General features: G+C 73.3%; 19 protein-coding genes and 1 pseudogene. 8 read left to right on the plus strand and 12 right to left on the minus strand.

Annotated features, from left to right (window positions below):
- Nucleotides 1-44: 44 nt before the first annotated feature.
- Complete coding sequence (locus KGD83_RS14085; protein ID WP_212644186.1) at nt 45-803, plus strand: thioesterase II family protein; 759 nt, start codon at nt 45-47, stop codon at nt 801-803.
- 30 nt (nt 804-833) lie between these two features.
- Here the strand turns inward: KGD83_RS14085 and KGD83_RS14090 are convergent, their stop codons facing one another.
- Together KGD83_RS14090 and KGD83_RS14095 are read right to left on the minus strand one after the other, a co-directional pair.
- Nucleotides 834-1,541, minus strand: coding sequence for a hypothetical protein (locus KGD83_RS14090; protein WP_249352364.1), 708 nt, complete (start codon nt 1,539-1,541; stop codon nt 834-836).
- A 70-nt stretch (nt 1,542-1,611) separates the two neighbouring features.
- Nucleotides 1,612-3,447 (minus strand): glycoside hydrolase family 13 protein, encoded by a 1,836-nt coding sequence (locus KGD83_RS14095; protein WP_212644188.1) that lies wholly within the window; start codon nt 3,445-3,447, stop codon nt 1,612-1,614.
- 445 nt (nt 3,448-3,892) lie between these two features.
- Here KGD83_RS14095 and KGD83_RS14100 point away from each other — a divergent pair, with 445 nt between their 5' ends.
- Nucleotides 3,893-4,414: a GNAT family N-acetyltransferase gene (locus KGD83_RS14100; RefSeq protein WP_212644189.1), complete on the plus strand. Its 522-nt coding sequence runs from the start codon at nt 3,893-3,895 to the stop codon at nt 4,412-4,414.
- 98 nt (nt 4,415-4,512) lie between these two features.
- Here KGD83_RS14100 and KGD83_RS14105 read toward each other — a convergent pair whose 3' ends face one another.
- Together KGD83_RS14105 and KGD83_RS14110 are read right to left on the minus strand one after the other, a co-directional pair.
- A complete protein-coding gene (locus tag KGD83_RS14105; RefSeq protein ID WP_212644190.1) occupies nt 4,513-5,394 on the minus strand; it encodes an aldo/keto reductase in 882 nt (293 codons plus the stop codon).
- A 282-nt stretch (nt 5,395-5,676) separates the two neighbouring features.
- On the minus strand, nt 5,677-6,558 hold the full coding sequence (locus tag KGD83_RS14110; RefSeq protein WP_212644191.1) for an aldo/keto reductase: 882 nt from the start codon (nt 6,556-6,558) through the stop codon (nt 5,677-5,679).
- 185 nt (nt 6,559-6,743) lie between these two features.
- Here KGD83_RS14110 and KGD83_RS14115 point away from each other — a divergent pair, with 185 nt between their 5' ends.
- A complete protein-coding gene (locus KGD83_RS14115) occupies nt 6,744-7,133 on the plus strand; it encodes an ACT domain-containing protein (RefSeq protein ID WP_212644421.1) in 390 nt (129 codons plus the stop codon).
- A gap of 20 nt (nt 7,134-7,153) precedes the next feature.
- On the opposite strand, the gene KGD83_RS14120 is transcribed toward KGD83_RS14115, so the two are convergent.
- Nucleotides 7,154-7,321, minus strand: coding sequence for a hypothetical protein (locus KGD83_RS14120; RefSeq protein WP_212644192.1), 168 nt, complete (start codon nt 7,319-7,321; stop codon nt 7,154-7,156).
- A 25-nt stretch (nt 7,322-7,346) separates the two neighbouring features.
- Here KGD83_RS14120 and KGD83_RS14125 point away from each other — a divergent pair, with 25 nt between their 5' ends.
- Complete coding sequence (locus KGD83_RS14125) at nt 7,347-7,871, plus strand: CGNR zinc finger domain-containing protein (protein ID WP_212644193.1); 525 nt, start codon at nt 7,347-7,349, stop codon at nt 7,869-7,871.
- Nucleotides 7,872-8,022: 151 nt separating this feature from the next.
- On the opposite strand, the gene KGD83_RS14130 is transcribed toward KGD83_RS14125, so the two are convergent.
- Entirely contained in the window at nt 8,023-8,826 is an 804-nt protein-coding gene (locus tag KGD83_RS14130; RefSeq protein WP_212644194.1) for an IclR family transcriptional regulator domain-containing protein, read from the minus strand.
- 228 nt (nt 8,827-9,054) lie between these two features.
- Here KGD83_RS14130 and KGD83_RS14135 point away from each other — a divergent pair.
- The 3 genes and pseudogenes from KGD83_RS14135 to KGD83_RS14145 all read left to right on the plus strand — a co-directional run bounded on the left by KGD83_RS14135 (nt 9,055) and on the right by KGD83_RS14145 (nt 11,156).
- A pseudogene (locus KGD83_RS14135) lies at nt 9,055-9,722 on the plus strand (sulfotransferase family protein).
- 502 nt (nt 9,723-10,224) lie between these two features.
- Complete coding sequence (gene pcaD, locus KGD83_RS14140; protein WP_212644195.1) at nt 10,225-11,010, plus strand: 3-oxoadipate enol-lactonase; 786 nt, start codon at nt 10,225-10,227, stop codon at nt 11,008-11,010.
- Entirely contained in the window at nt 11,007-11,156 is a 150-nt protein-coding gene (locus tag KGD83_RS14145) for a carboxymuconolactone decarboxylase family protein (protein WP_212644196.1), read from the plus strand. Before pcaD ends, KGD83_RS14145 begins: the two co-directional genes overlap by 4 nt.
- Before the next feature lie 141 nt (nt 11,157-11,297).
- Here KGD83_RS14145 and KGD83_RS14150 read toward each other — a convergent pair whose 3' ends face one another.
- The 6 genes from KGD83_RS14150 to KGD83_RS14175 all read right to left on the minus strand — a co-directional run bounded on the left by KGD83_RS14150 (nt 11,298) and on the right by KGD83_RS14175 (nt 20,805).
- On the minus strand, nt 11,298-12,134 hold the full coding sequence (locus tag KGD83_RS14150) for an SAM-dependent methyltransferase (protein WP_212644197.1): 837 nt from the start codon (nt 12,132-12,134) through the stop codon (nt 11,298-11,300).
- Between the two features lie 122 nt (nt 12,135-12,256).
- A complete protein-coding gene (locus tag KGD83_RS14155; protein WP_212644198.1) occupies nt 12,257-12,991 on the minus strand; it encodes an SWIM zinc finger family protein in 735 nt (244 codons plus the stop codon).
- Nucleotides 12,988-16,077, minus strand: a complete 3,090-nt coding sequence (locus KGD83_RS14160) for an SNF2-related protein (protein WP_394358110.1) — start codon at nt 16,075-16,077, stop codon at nt 12,988-12,990. The genes KGD83_RS14155 and KGD83_RS14160 overlap by 4 nt, the downstream gene beginning before the upstream one ends.
- Before the next feature lie 378 nt (nt 16,078-16,455).
- A complete protein-coding gene (locus KGD83_RS14165) occupies nt 16,456-17,742 on the minus strand; it encodes an HNH endonuclease signature motif containing protein (protein WP_212644423.1) in 1,287 nt (428 codons plus the stop codon).
- A gap of 761 nt (nt 17,743-18,503) precedes the next feature.
- On the minus strand, nt 18,504-19,913 hold the full coding sequence (locus KGD83_RS14170; RefSeq protein ID WP_212644199.1) for an MFS transporter: 1,410 nt from the start codon (nt 19,911-19,913) through the stop codon (nt 18,504-18,506).
- A gap of 4 nt (nt 19,914-19,917) precedes the next feature.
- Nucleotides 19,918-20,805: a glycerophosphodiester phosphodiesterase gene (locus KGD83_RS14175; RefSeq protein WP_212639667.1), complete on the minus strand. Its 888-nt coding sequence runs from the start codon at nt 20,803-20,805 to the stop codon at nt 19,918-19,920.
- Nucleotides 20,806-20,959: 154 nt separating this feature from the next.
- Here KGD83_RS14175 and KGD83_RS14180 point away from each other — a divergent pair, with 154 nt between their 5' ends.
- Nucleotides 20,960-21,466, plus strand: a complete 507-nt coding sequence (locus tag KGD83_RS14180; RefSeq protein ID WP_212639668.1) for an Rv3235 family protein — start codon at nt 20,960-20,962, stop codon at nt 21,464-21,466.
- The last annotated feature ends 218 nt before the right edge of the window (nt 21,467-21,684 follow it).

A 21,684-nucleotide genomic window follows, 5' to 3' on the forward strand; every position in this document is an offset into this window, starting at 1 on the left:
GGCCGTACGGCCGCACCCGGACACGGACAGCGAGGAAACAGGCAGTGCACGAGGGCGTCCTCATCCGGCCCCGACCCGTTCCCCGGGCGGGCTTCCGGATCTTCCTGCTGCACCACGCGGGCGGATCCTCCCTGGGCTACCGGCCCTGGGTGCGCCACTTCCCGGCCGACTGGGAGGTGTGCCTGGTGGAGGCGCCCGGACGCGGCCGGACGGCGGAGGAGGAACCCTTCCGCGACGCCGGAGAACTCGCCCGCCACCTGCGCGCGCACCTGGCCCCCGAACTGGACCGCCCCTTCGGGTTCTTCGGCCACAGCATGGGCGCGCTCCTGGCGCACGAACTGACCGCCCTGCTGGCCGCCGACGGCCCCGCCGACCCCGCCTGGCTCGGGGTGTCGGCGTGGAGCCCGGCTCCGGGCCCCGAACACGAAGATCCCCGGCACCTGCTGTCCTCCGAGCGGCTGCGTCGGAGCATCGCCCGCATGGGCGGGACCGCCGTCGGTTCCCTGGACGACCCCGAGCAGTGGAAGCTCGTGGAGCCGCTGATCCGCGCCGACCTCGAACTCGTCGACACCTGGCGCCCGGATCCGGACGCCCCGCCGCTGCGGACGCCGCTGTCGGTCTTCGGCGGCCGGGACGACCCCGGCGTCACGCCCGAGCGCCTCGCCGCCTGGGAGGGCCGCGCCTCGGGGCCGGTGGAGCGCCACATCCTGCCCGGCGAGCACTTCTACTTCGTCGGCCGGACCGGCGACGCGGTCGCCCGGATCGTCAAGGACGTCCAGGCCGCCCTGTCCCAGGAGGTCTAGACACGCTGTCCCGCGGCGTGCGTCGCCGGTTCAGCCCCGGAACTCCTCGGTGTTCCACGTCCGCCAGACGCTGCGCGTGTTGGGTACCCCGGGGCGGTCGAGGAGCCAGAGGACGTAGGCGGCGTGGCGGCGCGCCCACGGACGGTCCGACCCGGCGGCCGCCGTCAGCCTGGCGCGCAGGTCCTCACCGTCCAGGACGCGGGCCACCCGCACGTACTCGCGGTCCTTGCAGCGGTAACGCCGCCGGACGACGGTCTCGACCAGGTCGCTGAGCCTGGCCCCGACCGCCTCGTCGTGCCCGGCCACCGCCACGTCGCGCACGAGGCGCTCCTTCGTGCCCCACTTCTTGGCGTGCCGGGTCCACTCCCGCGGGTACTTCGCCTCCCACTCCAGGTAGAGCAGCGCGTACGGGAGGCCGGGCCATGCCCGGACGTCCCCGCGGGGACGGTTCCACAACGCATCGGGCAGCAAGCACCCCTGGGACTCCTGGACCGGCGCGTAGGCCTTGAGGTACTCCGCCCTCCGGTACCCCTCCCGGCCCCCGGGGAGCGGGGTCCGCAACCACTCGTTGAACCGGGTGAAGGCCGCCCTGACGTTCTCCCGGGCCTCACCTAGGCGGAGCAGGGCCGCGGCGCGTTCGGCGGGATCGTCCGCCGTCAGTCCGTACGCCCAGCCCAACCGCGCGTCCCACGCACGGCCGTCGTCGCCGCCCGTTCCCGAGCCAGGTCGCCCCGCCACCCGTTCCACCCCTCTCCCCAGCTCCTGCCGGGGCGGCGCGGAACCCGTCACGCCGCCCCGGTCCGGTGCGTCAGCCCCCGGCCGCGATGACGTAGCCGGGCCCGTCCGCCGCCAGCTCCACCCGCTCCGCGTCCTCCAGGGCCGCCCGCGCCCCGCCGCCCCGGGCGAGCACCTCCAGGCCCGAGACGTCCAGGTCGGCCAGGGCCGCCGACAACCCCGCGTGCGGGCCGTCGGCCAGGTGCACCAGCACCGTCCGGCCGCCGAGTGAGCGCAGGAACGTCATGTGGTGCGGTCCCGCGTCCAACCAGCGCAGGCCGCCGGTCTGGAGCGCGGGCAGCCCCCGGCGCAGGGCCAGCAGCCGGGCGTGCGCCTCCATCGTCCCCGTGTCCCACGCCTCGGGCCGGTGCCAGGGCATGGGCCTGCGCGCGTTCTCCCCGTCCAGGCCCTCCATCCCGATCTCGTCGCCCGCGAACACGAACGGCACGCCGGGCAGCGTCACCTGCGCCGCCACCCCGACCTCGTGCCGGTCGGCGTCGCCGCCCACCACGGTCCGAAAGCGCGTCGAGTCGTGCGTGCTCAGCGCGTTCACGCTGTGCGTCAGCACCCGCCACGGCAGCCCGGCGTTGGTCGCCCGCATCGCCCGCACCGCCTGTTCGGCGCCGCCGCGCGGCAGCGGCGAGTCCGTGCGCAGGTAGCGCACGTGCTCGGGCCCGGTGTTCAGCCACGTCCACACCGGCCGGGTGAACCCGGCGTAGTTCATCACCCCGTGCCACCCGTCGTGGTGGGTGTCGGGGCCCGCGTCGTGGAAGTGCTCGGCCAGCAGCCACGAACCGTCGCCGCCCCGCCGGTCGTCCACCTCGCGCATCCGTGCCGCGATCTCCCCGGAGACCTCGCGGTTGAGGTCCTGCGCGCCGTTGCGCCCGGTCATGTTGGCCACGTCGACGCGCCATCCGTCCAGCGCGTCCGGCCCGGTCAGCCAGCCAACGAGCACCGAGTCGTCGGCGCCGTAGACCCTGCGCCGCAGCTCGGCCGAGGAGTAGTCCAGCTTGGGCAGGCTTGGCACCCCCAGCCAGCCCACGTAGCCGTCCGGGTGGTCGGTGAAGTGGTAGAACCCCGCCTCGGCGGAGTCCGCGTCGGCCCGCGCCGCCAGGAACCACTCGTGGGCGTCCCCGGTGTGGTTGGTGGTCAGGTCGCCCATCACCCGCATGCCGCGTTCGTGCGCGGCCCGCACCAGCTCCCGCAGGGCCCGGTCGCCGCCCAGCAGCGGATCCACCTCGGAGAAGGCGGCGGCGTCGTAGCGGTGCGTGGAGCGCGCCGGGAAGACGGGCGTCAGGTAGACCACCTCCACGCCCAGCGAGGCCAGGTGGTCCAGGCGCCGGCGTACCCCGTCGAGCGTGCCGCCGAAGTACTCGCGGGTAGCGGTCAGCCCGAAGGCGGAGGGCTCGTCGTCCCAGGAGCGGGGCAGCGCCCAGTCGGGGTGCTCGGCCGGGGGTTCGACGGAGTCGTCGTCGCGGGCGAAGCGGTCCGGGAAGACCTGGTAGACGCTCGTGCCCGTGACCCACCCGGGCGGCGGGGGCCCGTCGATCAGCCGGAAGTCCGCCGCGTCGGTCACCTCGTGCCCGTGGACGCCCTCCTGGTTGAGCCAGGTGTACTCGGTGCCGCGCACGATCGCGAACCGGTAGTTGGTCACCACCGGGCGCAGCGGCACATCCGCCTCGAACCAGACGGCGCCGTCCGACGCGTGCGTCCGCTCGGCACGGAGAGTGACGGCCTCGCCGTCCTCCACCACGCGGGCGTAGACCGCGTCCGCGTCCCCGGGCACGCGCACGCGCAGCCTCGCCCGGCCCTCCGCGACGGTGACGTGGTCGGGGGATCCGTCGTGGTGGGGGTCGCGGACGAACTTCATGGGGGCGGCTCCTGGGCTGCGGGGTGCTGACACGTGAGCGGACCCCGCCGCGCTGGCGGCGGGGTCCGGTCCGGACTGGTCAGTATCGCAACGGGAGTCGGGCGTCGCGAATCCTTTTGCACCAGCCCGGGTCCTTCGTCGCGAGCTGTTCCCCGGCGGTGTGCCGCGCGTTCGGTCCGAGGGGGCGGGCACGGCTCCGTGGGCGGGGCCGGCGAGCTCTCTGGGAGTCCATATGTCTGGGAGCGCTCCCAGACATGCTGGACACCCTAACGGCCGTGATACGCGCTGTAAAGGGGTCGTGACGGACCGGTTCGCGGCCTGTTCGCGGGGACCGGTGCCCGGGGCGGCGGCCGGGCGACGGCCCGGGCACGCCCCTCCTGCCGGACGCCGAGTCTGTTGCCCTTCCCCCCTGTCGTGGTGGTTTGTCGCGGGTTACGGTGGTGCCATGAGCCTTGAGTTGCCGACCGACCGACTACTCATCCGGGAGTGGCAGCTGGACGACGCCGAGGAGGCCCTGCGCATCTACGGGGCCGATGAGGTCGCGCACTGGCTGACGCCGGAATGGCATCCGGTGCACGACACCGGCGCGATGCGCCTGGTGCTGCACGCCTGGGTCGAGGCGGGGCCCAACCTGATTCCGCCCGCGGGACGCTGGGCCATCGTCCGCAAGGAGGACGGCCAGCTCGTGGGAGGGCTCTCGCTCAAGCTCCTGCCGCCCTTCGAGGAGGACTTCGAACTGTCCTGGGTGCTGCGCCCCGACGTGTGGGGCCAGGGTTACGCCACCGAGGCCAGCCAGGCCATCATCTCGTGGGCGTTCAGACAGGGCATCGAGGAGGTCTTCGCGGTCGCGCGCCCCAACAACGAGCGGGCGATCGCCGTGGCGCGCAGACTCGGCATGGAGTGGGTCGGTGAGACCGAGAAGTACTACGGCATGCGACTCCAGGTGTTCCGCATGCGTCCGAGCTGAACGGTGCGAACGTCCCGCCGTCGGCCCCCATGCGGCAGCGGACGCCCCGGACGCGCGCGGCCCCGCCGAGAACGGCGGGGCCGCGCGCGTTTATGGGCTCAGCCGTCCAGGAACTTGGCGATGCGCTCGGTCTCGGAATCCGACAACCTGATCGAGGCGGCGGCCGTGTTCTCCTCCAGGTGCGCCACCCGCGACGTGCCCGGGATCGGCAGCATCACCGGCGAGTGGTGCAGCAGCCACGCCAGCGACAGCTGCGCCGGGGTGACCCCGTGCTCGGCGGCCAGCGGGGCCAGCGGCGAGTCCGGCCCCGCCAGCTCGCCGCGCCCCAGCGGCGCCCAGGGCAGGAAGGCCGTCCCGTCCCTCTCGCACTGTTCCAGCACGTCCTCGCACTTGCGCGCGATCGGGCCGTACCAGTTCTGCACCGACGCCACCGGCGTGATCGCACGGGCCGCCGAGAGCTGCTCCAGGGTCACCCCGGCCAGCCCGATGTGGCGGACCTTGCCCTGTTCGCGCAGCTCCACCAGGGCGCCGAGCTGGTCGGCCAGCGGCACTTGGGCGTCGATCCGGTGCAGCTGGAGCAGGTCGATCCGCTCCACGCCGAGGTTGCGCAGGCTCAGTTCCGCCTGCTGCTTGAGGTACTCGGGTCGGCCGAGGGGGTGCCACTGCCCCGGCCCGGTGAGCGCGAAGCCCACCTTGGTGGTGATGACCAGGTCGTCGGTGTAGGGGTGCAGCGCCTCGCGGATCAGCTGCTCGCTGATCTGGGGTCCGTAGCAGTCGGCGGTGTCGATGAAGTTCACGCCCAGCTCGACCGCGCGCCGCAGCACGGCCAGGGCCTCGTCGCGGTCGCGGGGCGGGCCCCACGCCCCCCGGCCGACGAGCTGCATCGAGCCGTAGCCCAGGCGGTGCACCGGCAGGTCGCCGCCGATCACGAGGGTTCCCGATTCCCGGGCGTTGAGCGGTGTGGTGTGTACGTCGGTCACGAGGGTTCCTTCCGGACGGCGCTGGGCCGAACATGCGGAGCCGGGGCGCAACCCGGGCGGCGACGCGCGAGACCTGGCCTCCGGCGGTGTCCCGGGAAGAATCTCAGCAGGTGGGACCCGTCGCAAGCAACCACGGGGCGCGTCGGGGCCCGATCCTGACTCCGTGCGGCACCCGTGGGGGAGGAAGTCCGCCAACGGTGCTTTTGCCCGGCGCCCGGTGCACGCGGACCCCGTGGCGCCCGCGCACCCGGGGTCCGCGACACGGTCCCGGCGCAGCCCGGATCAGGTGCCCAGGTACTGGCTGATGCGCTCGGTCTCGGCCTCGGTCAGCCGCACCGCGGCGGCGGCCGTGTTCTCCTCCAGGTGCGCCACCCGCGACGTGCCCGGGATCGGCAGCATGACCGGCGATCGGTGCAGGAGCCAGGCCAGGGACAGCTGCACCGGGGTCACCCCGTGTTCCGCCGCCATCGCGGTCAGCGGGGAACCCGGCCCCGCCAGCTCGCCGCGCCCGACCGGCGCCCAGGGCAGGAAGGCCGTTCCGTCCTTCTCGCACTGTTCCAGCACGTCCTCGGACTGGCGGAACGACGGCGCGTACTGGTTCTGCACCGACGCCACCGGCGTGATCGCGCGGGCGGCGGACAGCTCGTCCACCGTCACCTCGCTCAGCCCGATGTGGCGGACCTTGCCCTGTTCGCGCAGCTCCACCAGGGCGCCGAGCTGGTCGGCCAGCGGCACCTCGGGGTCGATCCGGTGCAGCTGGAGCAGGTCGATCCGCTCCAGCCCCAGGTTGCGCAGGCTCAGCTCCACCTGCTGCTTGAGGTACTCGGGTCGGCCCAGTCTGTGCCACTGCGCCGGGCCGGTGCGCGCGAAACCCGCCTTGGTGCCGATGACCAGGTCGTCGGTGTAGGGGTAGAGCGCCTCGCGGATCAGCTGCTCGCTGATCTGGGGTCCGTAGGAGTCCGCGGTGTCGATGAAGTTCACGCCCAGCTCGACCGCGCGCCGCAGCACCGACAGCGCCTCGTCGCGGTCGCGCGGCGGACCCCACACCCCCTCGCCGACGATGCGCATCGCCCCGAAGCCCAGGCGGTGCACCGGCAGATCACCGCCGATGGCGAAGGTCCCCGACTCCCGGGCGATGTGTGGTGTGGCGTGTAGGTCGGTCACGGTGTCCCTTCCGGACGGCTCTGGGGCCGTGTGCTCAGGATTCCAGGCCGGGGGAGGGCCGCCGCACGGTCCCCGTGTGCGCGGATTGGCGTCCCCGGCGGTGTTGCGGGCAGGATCTCAGGAGGGGGCGCGCGCCCGCAAGGCGCCACGGGTGCGCGGGGGAGGGGGAAGCGGGTGGCGGGGAGCTGGAGCGGCTGCTGTCGGGAACGCGGGTCCGAACGCGGCCGGGCGGTTACGTCCTCACCACCGTGCCGGACCGCGCGTCCCTGCCCGAGGGGGTGCGTCCGGTGGTCACGGTGGCCGAGGACGAGGCCCTGACCGTGGTGTGCCCGCGCGAGGAGGCCGACGCCGCCGGGCTGCCCTACGACGGCGCGGCCGCCTGGATCACGCTGGAGGCCCCCGCCGGGGCGCGGGCGGCGGCGCTGGTGGCGGCGGTGGCCGCCGCGCTGGCCGGAGCCGGTCTGCCGTGCGACGTGGTGTCCGGTTTCCACCACGACCACGTGTTCGTCCCCGAGGAGGCGGAGGAGCGGGCGGTGGCGGTGCTGCGGGCCCTCCTCGGCTCAGAGGGGGGCTGAGCCCCCGCCACCGCGCCGACTCATGCCCGCCCGGGGCCGACCGAGGCCAGGTCGTCCTGGAGCAGCCCGAAGGCCCGGGTCAGGATCACCCTGCGCCCCCCGCACGCGCAGCGCTGGTAGGCGACGACGCCCTCGCTGGTGGTGTGGTCCGACTCGGTGGTCCAGTGGTGTTCGTGCCGTGTGTGCATCGGGCCAGTCTGATGTAATGGCATTATGCATCTCAACCCTTACGGCCGGGATCCGGTGACCCTGGCAGTGGACCTGGTCAACCGGCCGCTGCGCGGTGCGGCGGACCTGGAGCGCCGCTGCGCGGAGGTGGGCTTCCTCCTCGAACGCCCGGTGGGCGAGGACGACGTGGCCGCCGTCGGCGAGTTCCTGGAGCGCTGGACGCGGGTGGTCGACGCCGCCGACGCGCCCGCCCGCGCGGAACGGCTCAACCCGCTGCTCATCGAGTTCTCCGCCGCCCCGCGCCTGACCGACCACGCGGGCACCGGGTGGCACCTGCACTACCGGCCCGACCTGCTGCCCGCCCACCGTCAGGTGGCCGCGCTGGTCTCCGTCGGCACCGCCCTGCACCTGACGGGCCGGGGCATGGACCGGCTCGGCCGGTGCGCGGCGCACGGCTGCGACCGCGTGTACGCCGACTTCTCGCGCGGCGGACGCCAGCGCTACTGCTCGCCCGCCTGCGGCAACCGCGACGCCGTCCGGCGTCACCGCGCCCGGGCGGCCCGGCCCTGAAGCGCGGCCCGGGGCGGGTGAGGTGGACCGGCCCGCCGCCCCTGCCCCGGCGAGGCCGGAACCCGCGTCGCGGCGTACGCGACCGGGCGGGTCCTCGCCGGGAGGGCGCCCGCGTCGCCGGGCGGCCGGGAACCGGAAGGAGGGGACAGGCTCAGGAGCCCGCGTCGCGGCGCGCCACAGAGACCAGGTCGGCCTCGATGCGCGCGGTGGTCTCCAGCAGCGCGGGCAGCAGGTCGCGGCGCACGTCCTCGATCGAGGCCCGGTTGGCGTGGGCGGACACGTTGGCGGCCGCGATCACCCGGCCCGACCCGTCGCGGATGGGCGCGGCCAGCGAGCGCAGGCCCTCCTCCAGTTCCTGGTCGACGATGGCGTACCCCTGCTCGCGCACCCGCTCCAGCTCGGCGCGCAGTTGGGCCGGGTCGGTGATGGTGAACCGGGTCAGCGGGGCCAGTTCCACCCGCGCGAGGTAGGCGTCCAGGCTCCGGTCGTCGTGCCCGGCCAGCAGCACCCGGCCCATCGAGGTGGCCGAGGCCGGGAAGCGGGTGCCCACCCGGACGGCCACCGCCATGATTCGCGAGGTCGCCACACGCGCCACGTAGAGCACGTCGTCTCCCTCCAGCACCGACACCGAGGCGGACTCGTGTACCCGGGCGGACAGGTCCTCCAGGTGGGGTTGGGCCACGTCGGGCAGCCCGGCGGAGGCCACGTAGGCGTAACCCAGCTCCAGCACGCGGGGTGTGAGCGAGAACAGCCTGCCGTCGGTGCGCACGTAGCCCAGGTCCACCAGCGTGAGCAGGAAACGGCGCGCGGCGGCGCGGGTCAGGTCGGTCTCGCGCGCGACCTCGCTGAGAGTCATGGAGCGCCGCTCGGCGGAGAAGGCGCGGATGACCGTCAGGCCGCGCTCCAGGGACTGCACGAAGTGGGCGCCGCGGGCCTCTTCTTCTTCGGTCGGCATCTGCTCTTCCCGGTTCGGTTGCGGGGGCGGCCGGCCGCGGCCCCCGCAAAGGTTCTCACACCCGTCGGACGGAGCGGCGGGGCCCGTTCACGGGTGCATCGCCGGACCGCCGCCGTCCGGATACCGGAAGACGCCCCCCATGCCCAGTGTGTGCGTGCTAGAACGGAGAGTGATCAGAGGTGGGCCTGCTCTGGGCGCCGAACCCTGGGACGACAGAGGGGGACGAAGGTGGACGTGATCGGAGCGGGCTTCCCGCGCACCGGAACGACGTCGGTGAAGGCGGCGCTGGAACGGCTCGGTTTCGGCCCCTGCCACCACATGTCCGAGGTGATGGCCTCCGCCGAACTCGCGGGCCGCTGGGCCGCGATCACGGACACGCCGGCCGGAGAGGTGGACTGGACCCGCCTGTTGGAGGGCTGGCGCTCGGGCGTGGACTGGCCGCTGTCCTTCTTCTGGGGCGAGCTCGTCGAGGTCTTTCCGAACGCGAGGGTCCTGCTCACCGTCCGCGACCCGCACCGGTGGTACGAGAGCATGCGCGCGACCATCTTCGAGATGGTGCGCGAGATCGGGACCGACCCCGGTGTGGCGGGGGTACCGCCCCAGATGGACACGATCGAGCTCCTACTCCAACGCATGTGGCTCGCGCACTTCGGTGTGCCGCCCGGCGAGATCCCCGACGAGGCGACCGCGGTGGAAACCTTCGAGCGGCACACGGCCCGCGTGGTCGCGGAGGTCCCGGCCGACCGGTTGCTGGTGTACCGGGTTGGGGAGGGTGGGAGCGCCTGTGCGCCTTCCTGGGCGCCGACGTCCCCGACGAGCCCTTCCCCCGCCTCAACGACACCGAGGAGATGCGCGCGAAGCACGAGAGCTGGCGACGCGGCGAACCGGTGAACTGACCGGACTCCCCTCTGGCCGGGCTCCGTTGCCGCTCCGCCCAGTCCTGGCCCTGGCCCTGGCCCCGGCGGCCGCGAGCGCCCGGGCCTGCACGGCGCCGGTCCGGTGCGGGTGACCGCCGACCCCGCCGTGCTCCAACCCGCCCCGTCACCGGCGAATCCGACCGAGCGGAGGCCCACCGCCTGGTCGCCGACGCCTGCCGGGAGGCCGTGGACTCCGGCCGGGGCCCTCACCCGACGCCTCGACGGGGTCCGCGGCGGTGAGCGGGTCCGCGCGCTGCCCGACCCGGCCGGGTAGCCGGGCTCGGCTCCGGTGTTCACCGACCGGGTCACCGGTGCCGGATCGGGTAGGACCGGCGAAGGCGGCCCACACCAGACCCGAGGAGGGCACCGGGTCGCGGGGACCGAGCGCGCGGCGGGTAACGTCCGCGGGGAGGCGACGGTCCCACGGCGGACACCGGCCGCACGCGGACCACCGGCGAAGACGAAGGAGCACGAGGATCCGATGAGCGTTGACCTGCACCACACCGAGAGCGGTCCGGCCGACGCGCCGCCCCTGCTGCTCGGCGGCTCCCTGGGCAGCACCACGCGGATGTGGGACCCGCAGGTCGAGGCACTCTCGACCGTCTTCCGGGTGATCCGCTTCGACCACCGCGGACACGGCGACTCACCCGTCCCCCGGGGGCCCTACAGCATGGCCGACCTGGGCGGCGACGTCATCGCGCTGATGGACCGGCTGGGCCTCGAACGCGTTCACTACGCGGGACTGTCCATCGGCGGCATGGTCGGCCAGTGGCTGGCCGTCCACCACCCCGAACGCGTCGACCGCCTGGCCCTGCTGGCGACCTCCCCCCACATGGGCCCGGCCCGCAACTGGCGGGACCGCGCCGCGCTGGTGCGCGCCGAGGGCACCGGGGCCGTGGCGGACTCGGTGGTGGAGCGCTGGTTCACCCCGGCCTTCGCCGAGGAACGCCCGGCCGAGGTCGCCGTGCTGCGGGACCAGGTCGCCGCCACCGCGCCGGAGGGGTACGCGGGCTGCTGCGAGGCCATCGGGACCCACGACGTGCGCGAGGACCTGCACCGGATCAGCGCGCCCACGCTGGTCGTCGCCGGGGCCGACGACGCCTCCACGCCGCCCGCCGGGAACGCCGAGCTGATCGCCGAGCGCGTGCCCGACGCCCGCCTGGTGGTCCTGGAGGAGGCCGCGCACCTGCTGTCCTGGCAGCGCGGCGCCGAGGTCAACACCCTGCTCATCCAGCACTTCGCGTCCGAGGACCGCCACGGATCGTGAAGCCGGGCGCGCCGCCCTGCGCAAGGGGCTGGGAGCCCGACGAGATCGGCGGGGTGATCCTCCAGACCGCCGTCTACTGCGGGCTGCCCGCCGCGAACCGGCCCTTCGGCACCGCCCAGGAGGTCTTCGCCCGACAGGACGGGTAGTGGTGAGGAGCGCTGGTCAGGGTCGTGCGCTGACCAGCGCCCCCGCGCACCCGGCCCGGGGTCTGCGGCCCGACGCCGACCGGGGTCCTCCACCCGGGCGCACCCGGTCGGGTACGGGCCCCGGCGCGCCTGGCCGCCGGATCAGCGCTTGAAGGCCACGCCCGCCAGTTCCCACAGCTTGATCTTGGGATCGGCGGGGCGGTAGACGGGGTCGGTCTCCGGGTGGCGCCAGGTGGCGCAGTCCACCGCGCGGGGGCCCCCGTCGCGCCCGTCGATCCAGGGGCTGGCCAGCTCCAGGCCGTCGAAGACCGCCGAGGCCTCCTCGGGGCTGCGCACCCGGCCCCAGGGGGTGCCGAAGGACAGGATCTTGTCGGTCATCCACGCGGCGGAGGCCGGGTCGTCGGAGACGATGTGGGACGAGATCAGGCACGACCCCGGGGCCAGGCGGTCCATGAGGGCGCGCACCATGCCGAAGGGGTCGCTGTCGTCGGGGATGCAGTGCAGCAGCGAGACCAGCATCACGCACACGGGCAGGTCGGTGTCGATGAGCCTGGTGGTCTCCGGGGAGTTCAGGATCTCGTCGGTCTCGCGGATGTCGGCCAGCAGGAACGAGGTCTGCCCGCTGTCGCTGATCAGCGCCCGGCCGTGCGCGAGCACGATGGGGTCGTGGTCGACGTAGACCACCCGGGCCCGCGGGTTGGCCTGCTGGGCCGCGTGGTGCGTGTTGTTGGCGGTGGGCAGCCCTGCCCCCAGGTCGAGGAACTGCTCCACCCCCTGGGCCGCCACGTGCTCCACCGCGCGCGAGAGGTAGGCGCGGTTGTCGTTGGCGAAGGCGACCAGTTCGGGGACGCCGTCCGCGATCGCTTCACAGGCCTTGCGGTCGGCCTCGAAGTTGTCCTTTCCCCCCAGGAGGTAGTCGTACATGCGTGCGATGCTGGGGGTTTCCATGTCGATGTTGGGGGGGAAGTGATCGGCCATGAAGGATACCCATCCGAAGAAGTGACGAGGCGAGTTCTCTGGCCGAATGGTAACCGTGATCCCACGGCCTTGTGGAGTTTTCCACAACAAAGTTCGAAGTACGTATTCGGTGTCCTATACGCTCACGTTCCGGTCCCTGTTCGCGGTTGTCCGAAACCGGGCAGATCATCGGCCACGATCCCGGGAGCCGCGGCCATGACGCGCTCGCCGGAGCCCTCCGGAGGACTCGGCCGGGCGGGAAGCGGCGGCGCGGACCAGAACGCGGCGGCCGAGCCGGGATCCGCCCCGCCCGCCGTGGGAGTCGGTTCGGCGGCGGTATCCACTGCCGCTTCTCCGTCATTTTCCCCGATTGTCGGCTCTTCGCCCGAAAATCCTTTTGCGGTGGCCGTGGAAAACGCTTTGACCTGGGCCACGAGCGCGCGCCGCTCCCGGCCCAGCCACCGGATCAGCACGAACGGGTCGCGGTCGGCCTCGGCACCCAGCTCCGCCACCGCCGCCACCAGGTGCGCGCACCTGGCGTCCCATCGGTCACAGGAGCAGGTCGCCACCAGCGCGTCCCACCCGCTCGGCACCAGGTCCCACCCCAGCAACGAGAACACCCGGGCCGCCGCCACCGGCAGCTCACCGGCCAGGACCCGGGCGCGGAACACCGGCTGGGAGGCCAGCGCGGCGCACAGGCGCTCCCACTCTGCCTCCGGCGGCACCGTGCGGATCAGGCTCACCTCGTGCGCGCCCGGGCCGCGCACCCGCCCCGTGACCTCGCCCGGACGCACCGACAACCGCTCCACCCGCGCGCTCCCGGCGGCCCGGCCCGGCTCCCCCAGGGCCCGCGCGAACAGCGGCGACCACGCGCTCACTCGGCCACCGCCTCCGGTGAAAGCCGCACGACCTCGCGCAGGTCCCGCACCGACAACCCGGTCAGCCACGCCTCGCCTGTGGCCACGGCGCCGTCGGCCAGCGCGCTCTTGCGCTCGATCATCTCGTCCACCCGCTCCTCGACCGTGCCCACGCACACCATCTTGCGCACCTGCACGTCCCGCCGCTGGCCGATCCGGAACGCCCGGTCGGTGGCCTGGTTCTCCACCGCCGGGTTCCACCAGCGGTCCACGTGCACCACGTGGTTGGCCGCGGTGAGGTTCAGCCCCGTCCCGGCGGCCTTGAGCGAGAGCAGGAACACCGCGGGACCCTCCATCTCCTGGAAGCGCTGCGTCATCTCCTCCCGCTCCGCCCGCGGCGTGCCCCCGTGCAGCCACAGCACCGGCACCCCCAGACGCGAACGCAGGTAGGGGGCCAAGCGCTCCCCGAAGCGCGCGTACTGGGTGAAGCACAGGGCCTTGTCGCCGTCTGCCGCGGCCGAGGCCAGGATCGCCTCCACCCGTTCCAGCTTGCCCGAGCGCCCCGACAGCGCCGAACCGTCCCCCAGGAACTGCGCCGGGTGGTTGCAGATCTGCTTGAGCCTCGACATCGTCGCCAGCACCAGCCCCTTGCGCTCCTTCTCGGTCGCCTCGGCCAGCCGCTCGCCCATCTCGTCCACCACCGCCTTGTACAGCGAGGCCTGCTCCGGGGTGAGCGTGCACCAGGTGCGCATCTCCAGCTTCTCGGGCAGGTCGGAGATGATCGACCGGTCGGTCTTGAGGCGGCGCAGCACGAACGGCCCGGTCATGCGGCGCACCAGCGCGGTGTCGGGCCCCTCCTCGCCCTCGACCGCCCGCTCGAAGGCCGCCGCCGTGCCCAGCAGCCCCGGGTTGGCGAACTCCATCACCGACCACAGCTCGCCCAGGTTGTTCTCCACCGGGGTCCCGGTGAGCGCGATCCGCGTGGACGCGGGCAGCGACCGCACCGCACGCGCCTGCCGGGTGCCGTGGTTCTTGAGCGCCTGCGCCTCGTCGCACACCACCCGGTGCCAGGGCATGCCCGCCAGCTCCTCGCTGTCACGGGTGACCACACCGTAGGTGGTGACGACCAGGTCGCACGAGCCCACCAGACGGGCCAGAGCGTTGCCCGAGGGCCGGTCCGGGCCGTGCTGGACGTGCACCCGCAGCGAGGGCGCGAACCGCTCGGCCTCGCGGCGCCAGTTGCCCACGAGCGAGACCGGGCACACCAGCAGGGTCGGCCCCGGCGCGGGTTCGCGCAGCCGCTCGTCGGTGAGCAGGGCCAGCAGCTGCACGGTCTTGCCCAGCCCCATGTCGTCGGCCAGGACCGCGCCCAGGCCCAGCTCGCCCAGGAAGCGCAGCCACGACGCGCCCCGGTCCTGGTAGGGGCGCAGCGAACCCTGGAAGCCGGACGGCGTGCCCATCGGGCGCGGCTCGGCCTTGGCGCCCCCGTCCAGCAGCGCGCCCAACGGACCGGAGGCGACCGCGTCGGTCACCGGCAGGGGGGCGGTGCCCTCCACCCCGATGGCCGTGCGCAGCGCCTCGTCGGTGCGCATCCAGTGGCCGCCGCGCCGTTTGACCAGGTCCAGGGTGGCGCTGATCCGCTCGGGGTCCACCTCCAGCCACCGGCCGCGCACGCGCACCAGCGAACGCTTGAGGCGGGCCAGCTCGGCGAGTTCGGCCAGCTCGTCCTCGCCGAGCGGTACGGACTCCTCGCCGTCGCGCCCCCGGAGCAGTGCCTCGAAGGACACGTTGACCAGTTGGGAGGGGCCCACCCCGCCGCCCCCGCGTCTGCGGGGCGCCTCCTCGACCGCCACCCGCAGGCCCAGCGCGGGCCTGCCGCGCCACTCGGGCAGGACCACCCCGAACCCGGCACCGCTCAGCCGGGCGGCCCCCTCGGCGACGAACCGCTCGGCGTCCTCGGTGCCCATCATCAGCCGGGCCGGGGCCAGGTCGCGCAGCGCGCGGCGCAGCGGCGGGTGGTGGCGCGCGGCCCGGCGCAGGTCGGCCAGGGCGGTGGCGCCCACGTCGGCCGGCAGCCAGGCGGCGCCCTCGCCCTGCCACACCTGTTCCAGGGGCAGGCGAAGGCCGGGGTCGCTGACCGAGCGCACCCAGAACTCCAGCGTCCACGGCCCCGCGCGGTCCGGTTCGCGCAGCAGGAACAGCAGCACCGCCCGCCCCGCACCGCGCACCCGCGAACGCCACTCGCGCAGGGGCCCGCGCAGCCGGGCGGCGGTCTCGGTGTCGATCCCGCGCGGGTCGCCGGTGAGCGCGGCGGCCAGCCGCTGACCGGGGGCCTCCCCGTCGTCGGCGGTCCGTGCCGGGCCGGTCCGGGCTCGGTGAGCGCGGCGGGAACGCGCCAGGCGGCGTGCCGCCGCGTCAGTGAGCAGTTCCAGGGGTGCGAGCACGCAGGCCCGGGCGACAGCGTCGGGCGGCTCCCCGGGAAGGTGGGCGCGGGCGGAGGGCGGCAGGGCGCCGGTGAGCGCCGACAGGTGCTCCTCCGCCCAGTCCAGCGGTGCGGGCCGCCAGCGGGCCCGGCCGGGGTCGCCCACCAGGTCGGGCAGTACGCACCCGGAGGCGACCAGGAGTTCGGCGAAGTCGCGGATCGCGCGCAGGTGGGCCATTGAGGGTCCGGAAGCGGTGTCGGGGATGTCGCCTGCGGGTGTGGCCAGGAGGGCCTCGGCGGATGCGGCGTCCAGCCGCAGGGCGGGCACCCGCCAGGGGTGGAAGGCGGCCGGGGCGGCGCCGGGTGCGCGTGTGGAGGAGAAGGGGGCGGAGGTGTCCCCGGGCAGGGACAGGTCCAGGGTTCCGTGCGTGACCGCGCCGGTTTCGGTTCCCGTGTCCACCCTGAGCCCCGCGTCCGACAGGAGCGCGCGCAGCGCGTGGGCCTCCAGGGCGAACGGGTGCGGGCGCGCCCGGCCGTGGGCGCGCTCTGCCGGGGGTGGTGCGCAGACGGCGGTCTCGTCCGGGGGCGGGGTGGAGGGAACGGACTCGGCCCACACCGCCAGCGCGTCCCCGGCCCACACGCCGTGCAGAACCCGCACCGCACCTCCCGCGTCCTCGCCGATCATCGGCCCCAGTATGGCCGGGGAGGACGACAGACCGTGACGCGAGCTGGGGAGGAACACATCTCGCCCAGTGTCAGGTTCTTGTCTGGGAGCCCGTCGAGCGGCCATGGGTGCGGCCATGGCGCTGTCATGGGCGCTGCTGCGGGTTCTGCTGGGGGTTCTGCTGCGGGATGGCGTCCAACGGTGGGGGTTCGGGGGTGGTGGGGCTCTGCTGCGTTGGCAGCGAAGGCGGTGGGGCTGGCGGGCCTCGGGCAGCGCTACCGGCCCCTGGGGTGGGGTGGGCGACGGTGGCAGCGACGAGGGTGGGCGCGGGGCCCGGGCCGCCTGTCGGGCGCGGGCGTGCCGGACACGGACATGCCGGGGACCGGCACGACCCGGGGGTCATTCCCGGGGCGGTGGAACCGGAATCCTGTCGGGCGGATGGTGCCGTTTCCTCTGCTGGTGTGTGCGTAGTTCGCGTTGGTACTTGGCCCGGTTGTGCGGCCCGCACAACGGTTGCAGGTTCGCCACCACGGTGCGCCCGCCCCGGGAGAACGACCGCACGTGATCGGCCTGGCACAACGCCACCGGTACCTCACACCCGCCCGGGTGGGCGCAGGTGGTGTGCCCGTGGAAGGCGGCCGCCCGTTGCCGCGCTGAGGCCAACCGTCGACCGGGCCCCACGTCCAGCACCTGCCCGGTGGGTGGGGCGGTGAGCATCCGCACCACCTCAGAATCGGCGGCCAACTCGTGCACCAGCCCGACCGGGATCACTCGGCCGTGCTCGTCCAGCGCCGGAACTTCCTGACCTTGAGCGTCCAGGTAGGTCTGTACGGGTACGACGATGCGGATCTGCGCCAGCGGGGCGGGAGTGTTGCCGCATCCGGTGTGGGTGGTGGCAAAACGCAGCGCCGCGATCAGCGCGTCGTGCTCACGCTGCGAACGACTGCGCGTGTCCTCCTCCGAAGGTGGGGCGGTGAAGGTGTCGATGGCCGCGCGCACGACCAACGCATCCCCGGATCCGCCCCAGGCCTGCAACTGGTAGCTGCCCTGGAACGTGTCATGGACCGTCAGGCCGCGTGCGGCATGAGCCGCCTCGTGGTCGCGGTCCAAACGGTGGGGGTCCAAACGATGCGCGACCTGACGGGCCACCGACTGGAGCTGGTTGACCGACAACGCGGGCCGCTCCGCCTTCGCCGCCACCAGAGCCGACTCGAACCCCTGCCGGTACTCCCCCTGATCGGGGAAATGGTCCTCGTCACGGGCCTGGACGGCTTTGTCGGTGGCCTTGGCGATCACCACCGCCTCACCCAACACCACCCGCCCCTTCTCCACCGCTTCCACCGTGGCGGGCAGGGTTTCCTCGTGCACGTGCTGGGCCAGACGCGCCAAATCCTTGGCCTGGGCGGTAGGGACCTTGCACCGATGGGTGATCCACTTGTCCAACGTGGCGTAACCGCTGTAGCGGGCCACCGCACCACGCGCGTACAAACGCGCCATCCGCGCCAGAGCCCGGTAGCGGATCTGGTCCAGTTGGGCCCACAGCGCCGCGATCTCCTCAGCGGCCGCCTCGTCCGCCCCGGGCGGGACCTCGGTGTTCAACGCCCGGTCGATGATCTCGCGCGCACCGGCCAGCGCGGCCACGGCCGGGGAACATCCCCCGGGAGCCGACTCGGGCGCTGCGATCATCATCTCCATACTTCTTATTATAGGCCAGCACCCGCCCTTTCCTCCACCATTCACAGAGCGAATATGAAGTCTTTCTTTCTGGGGCCCGATCCTCATTGGGGCTCCATATTTAAGGCGCACTCAAAAGGTGTCCGAAAATGCGCACCTGGAATGACGGCTGGCATTGGTGTTGCCGTCGCCCGCCCCAACCGCAGGGGCCGGGATCGTTGCCCGAGGCCGGAGGGTCCGCTTGCTGTTGGTGCCGACGCAGCAGAGCCCGACCATCCCTACACCTGGGCGTTGGTCGACCTCCGGTGGTCGCTCCTGCCTTTGGTGCCGGTTTTCGTCGGTCGCCCACACCCTCCATCCGGCCCCGGCCGTTCCCCGCCGTCCGTGCCCTTTCGCAGAAGCTGGCGCGCTTTCGTTGCCGCCAAAACCCCCGCCAAGAAACGGGTAGGGGAGAAACCTGTGGACGTCCCCTTCCTGCCCATTAATTCATTATCCTTATTGATTGCTGGGTGCTTGAGGGCATGCCGAAAAGCTTACTGGGTGGGATCCCCCCTATTTCCAGGAAACCATCACCGCACCACCCACGAACAGCCCCAATTCCCACCTGTGGAAAACGTAGCCGCCCCTAGGAGACGACACTCCATGCCTCCTCAACACCTATGACCACCGACTCAGAACGCGTCCGCACGTCAGCGCCACTACGGCCCCGCAGTCCGTAGTCGGCAGTCGGCAGTCGGCAGTCCCACGGCCCCGCACTCCAGCGGCCCAACGATCTACAGGTTGCGCGGCACCTCGTTGCCCACCGCCAGGATCCCCTCGCGCATGCGCGTGCGCCACAGCAGCAGACCGCCGATGACGAAGAACACGATCAGCGACAGGATCGCCATCCGGTAGCCGCCGGTGAGCGAGACGGCCACGGTCACGGTCAGCGATCCCAGGAAGCTCGATCCCTTGTCCGAGATCTGGTACAGGCTGAAGTACTCCGCCTCGCGCCCACGGGGGATGAGCTGGGAGTACAGAGACCGGGCCAGCGACTGGGTGCCGCCCAGCACCAGGCCGATGCCCACGCCCATGGCCACGAACAGCGGCACGTTCCCGACCGGGAGGAAGTAGGCCGCCGCCACGAGCGAGCTCCACACCGCGAGCGTGGCCAGCACGGTGTTCTTGGTGCCCAGGACCCGTGCGACCCGACCGGTGAGGAAGGCGCCCCCGAAGGCCACGAACTGGATGATGAGGATGGTGACGATGAGGATGTTCTCGTCCAACCCCAGATCCTGGGTGGCGAAGGGGGCCGCGTAGCGGATGGCCGCCTGCACACCGTCGTTGAACAGGATGAACGCCAGGAGAAAGAGAATCGTGTTCGGGTACTTGCGCATGTCCTTGAGCGTGTGTCCGAACTGGCGCAGCGACCGTCCCACCTTCGGGCGGCCCTGGGCGCGCGCCGCCAGGGCGCCGTAGCGGTCGCGCAGCGGCCGCAGCGCCAGGACGGTGAACCCCGCCCACCACAGGCCGCAGGAGGCGAAGGCGATGCGCGCGGCGTCGTCCGTGCCCAGGCCCAGTGACGGAGCGCCGACCACCAGGCCCAGGTGGACGGCCAGCAGCAGCGCCCCGCCCAGGTAGCCGATGCCCCAGCCGGTGACCGACACCCGGTCGCGTTCCTCAGCCGTGGCCACCTCGGGCAGGAACGCGTTGTAGACCACGCCCGCCAGCCCGTACAGCAGGTTGGCCAGCACGAACAGCACCGAGGCCACCAGGTAGCCGCCGGTGGCGAAGTAGAGCCCCAGCGTGCACGCCGACCCGCTGACGGCGAGCCAGAGCAGCCACCGCTTCTTGTGCCGTGAGTGGTCGACCATCGATCCCACGATCGGCAGGCACAGGATCTGGAGCAGGATCGCCACCGTGGTCAGCGCCGGGTAGAGCGCGTTGGGGTGCAGTGAGAGGAAGTCCAGGCCCAGCGGGCTGACCGACAGCGCGGGGTCCAGACAGGACGCGGCGTCCGGGGCTCCGGCCGAGACGCACGCCAGGTTGCTCAGGTACGGGCCGATGAGCACGGTCACCACCGAGGTGGTGAACACCGAGTTGGCCCAGTCGTAGAGGTACCAGCCGCGCTGTTCGCGCCTGCGCTGCGCGGGGTCGGCCGAGGGGGCGCCGGTGGCGTCCGTCTCCGGTGGTGTGCTGGCCATGGGGCTATCCGTTCCGCTGGGGGGAGTCGGTGGGAGAGTTGCCGGAGGTGGCGGTTGGGGAGTCGCCGGAGTCGCCGGAGGTACTGGTGGAGGCGGAGGGGGTTTCGCCGGGCCACTGGCCCCGCCGCAAGAGGATTTCGCGGAGGGCGCTCGTGTTGTCGGTGACGATGCCGTCCACCCCCGCGTCGAGCAGGCGCTCCATCGTCCCGGGCTCGTTGATGGTCCACACGTGCACCTGCATGCCCAGGCGGTGCGCGGTGGCGATCAGGTCCCGGCTGAGCAGGGGGAGGGCGCCGTGGCGCAGGGGGATCTGCGCGCAGACGGGGACCCGGCTGGCCAGGGAGCGCAGCAGCGGGGACAGGGAGGCCGCCCGCAGCCGGGCCACGTCCAGGGGGCCGCAGGAGGTGGCCACGGGACGGTCGAACAGCCGCCGGGCCCGGTCCAGGCGGCGCTGGTCGAAGGAGCCCACGCACACCCGGTCCCAGGCGTTGGTGCGGCGCAGCGCCTCACGCATCGGTACGACGGCGGCGTCGGCCTTGACGTCGATGTTGAACCGCGCCTCCGGCCACGTCCCCAGCAGGTCCTCCAGCACCGGGACCGGCTCGCGTCCGGCCACCCGGGCGCGGGCCACCTCGCGGTACGGCAGGTCCCCGATCGCACCGCTCATGTCGGTGGCGCGGTCCAGGGTGGGGTCGTGGAAGGCCATGAGGACGCCGTCGCTTGTGGCGTGCACGTCCGTCTCCAGGTACGTGTAGCCGAGGTCGACGGCGTACTGGAAGGCCGCGGCCGTGTTCTCCAGTTCGGTGCGGCGCACGCCCTGGTCGTCGAGGAGCCACCCGCCGCGGTGGGCGAGGGCCACGGGTGCGGGGGAGGAGAGGTAGGCGGAAGTCACGCATGCAGTATGCCGGTTTCGGGCGACTGTGCGCCCTGCGCCCGGGGGCGGCGGAACATTCCCGAAACCTGGAATGCCAGCTGGCACGGGGACGGCGGCGCCGCCTCTGTGCAGGGTGAAGGCGGAACGTCATCCTCCCGGAAGGGACCTGTTCATGTCGTACACCCCTCACCGCCACCCCTGCCCCCGCCCCCTGTGCGCCCACGGCGCCCCCGAGTACCACCGGCCGGTCCGCACCCCCGCGCGCACGCCCCTGCCGCCGCGCCACACTCCCGTGCGCCGGTGCGGGACCCCGCTCCTGGCGGGCCACCGCACCCCCGGCCCCGTCCACATGCTGGCCCAGCGGGTGGCCGAGGTCCTGGTCGGCCGCCGCACCCCCGAGGCGCTGCGCGACCAGGTGACCGTCCCGGTCCGCGAGGAGCTGCGCCGCCTGCGGGGCACGGTCTCCTGCGAGCTGGCGCCGCGGCTGACACAGGTCTACCACCAGCCCGTGGACGCCGACGGTGTGGAGGCCAACGCCGTGATCCGCTGCGACCGCCGATCCCGGGTGTTCGCCTTCCGCGCCCAGCGCCGAGGGGACGGCCGGTGGGTGTGCACCCGGCTGGAGACCGACGGCGCCGTGCGCGGCCGGGGCGGGATGCCCGTCGAGCCGACCGGGTGAGACCGCCGCGCCGGGCCGCGGGACGAACACCGGGCCGCGGCCCACGCGGCCCGGCCGGCGTCCATCATACTCCCGCTGGTGCCCACGCCCGCGTCCCGGCGGAGACCGCCGCGCCGGCCCCGGGAGGGCCTCCTCCGCTCGCCCGGGCCCGGCGCGGACGCGGGTTCCGCTGCACGGAGAGCACCTGGATTTCCGGTGAGGAGCCTGGATAAGGTCCC

Origin of the sequence: Nocardiopsis akebiae (assembly GCF_018316795.1) — a bacterium.
Taxonomy (GTDB): Bacteria; Actinomycetota; Actinomycetes; order Streptosporangiales; family Streptosporangiaceae; genus Nocardiopsis; species Nocardiopsis dassonvillei.

Bases quoted from the DNA above. Each gene is read 5' to 3' on its own strand.
- KGD83_RS14125 (WP_212644193.1), top strand. From the start codon at position 7,347: ATGCATCTCAACCCTTACGGCCGGGATCCGGTGACCCTGGCAGTGGAC.
- KGD83_RS14120 (WP_212644192.1), bottom strand. From the start codon at position 7,321: ATGCACACACGGCACGAACACCACTGGACCACCGAGTCGGACCACACC.
- KGD83_RS14180 (WP_212639668.1), top strand. From the start codon at position 20,960: ATGTCGTACACCCCTCACCGCCACCCCTGCCCCCGCCCCCTGTGCGCC.
- KGD83_RS14150 (WP_212644197.1), bottom strand. From the start codon at position 12,134: ATGGCCGATCACTTCCCCCCCAACATCGACATGGAAACCCCCAGCATC.
- KGD83_RS14165 (WP_212644423.1), bottom strand. From the start codon at position 17,742: ATGATCGCAGCGCCCGAGTCGGCTCCCGGGGGATGTTCCCCGGCCGTG.
- KGD83_RS14160 (WP_394358110.1), bottom strand. From the start codon at position 16,077: ATGATCGGCGAGGACGCGGGAGGTGCGGTGCGGGTTCTGCACGGCGTG.
- KGD83_RS14095 (WP_212644188.1), bottom strand. From the start codon at position 3,447: ATGAAGTTCGTCCGCGACCCCCACCACGACGGATCCCCCGACCACGTC.
- KGD83_RS14170 (WP_212644199.1), bottom strand. From the start codon at position 19,913: ATGGCCAGCACACCACCGGAGACGGACGCCACCGGCGCCCCCTCGGCC.
- KGD83_RS14130 (WP_212644194.1), bottom strand. From the start codon at position 8,826: ATGCCGACCGAAGAAGAAGAGGCCCGCGGCGCCCACTTCGTGCAGTCC.
- KGD83_RS14100 (WP_212644189.1), top strand. From the start codon at position 3,893: ATGAGCCTTGAGTTGCCGACCGACCGACTACTCATCCGGGAGTGGCAG.
- pcaD (WP_212644195.1), top strand. From the start codon at position 10,225: ATGAGCGTTGACCTGCACCACACCGAGAGCGGTCCGGCCGACGCGCCG.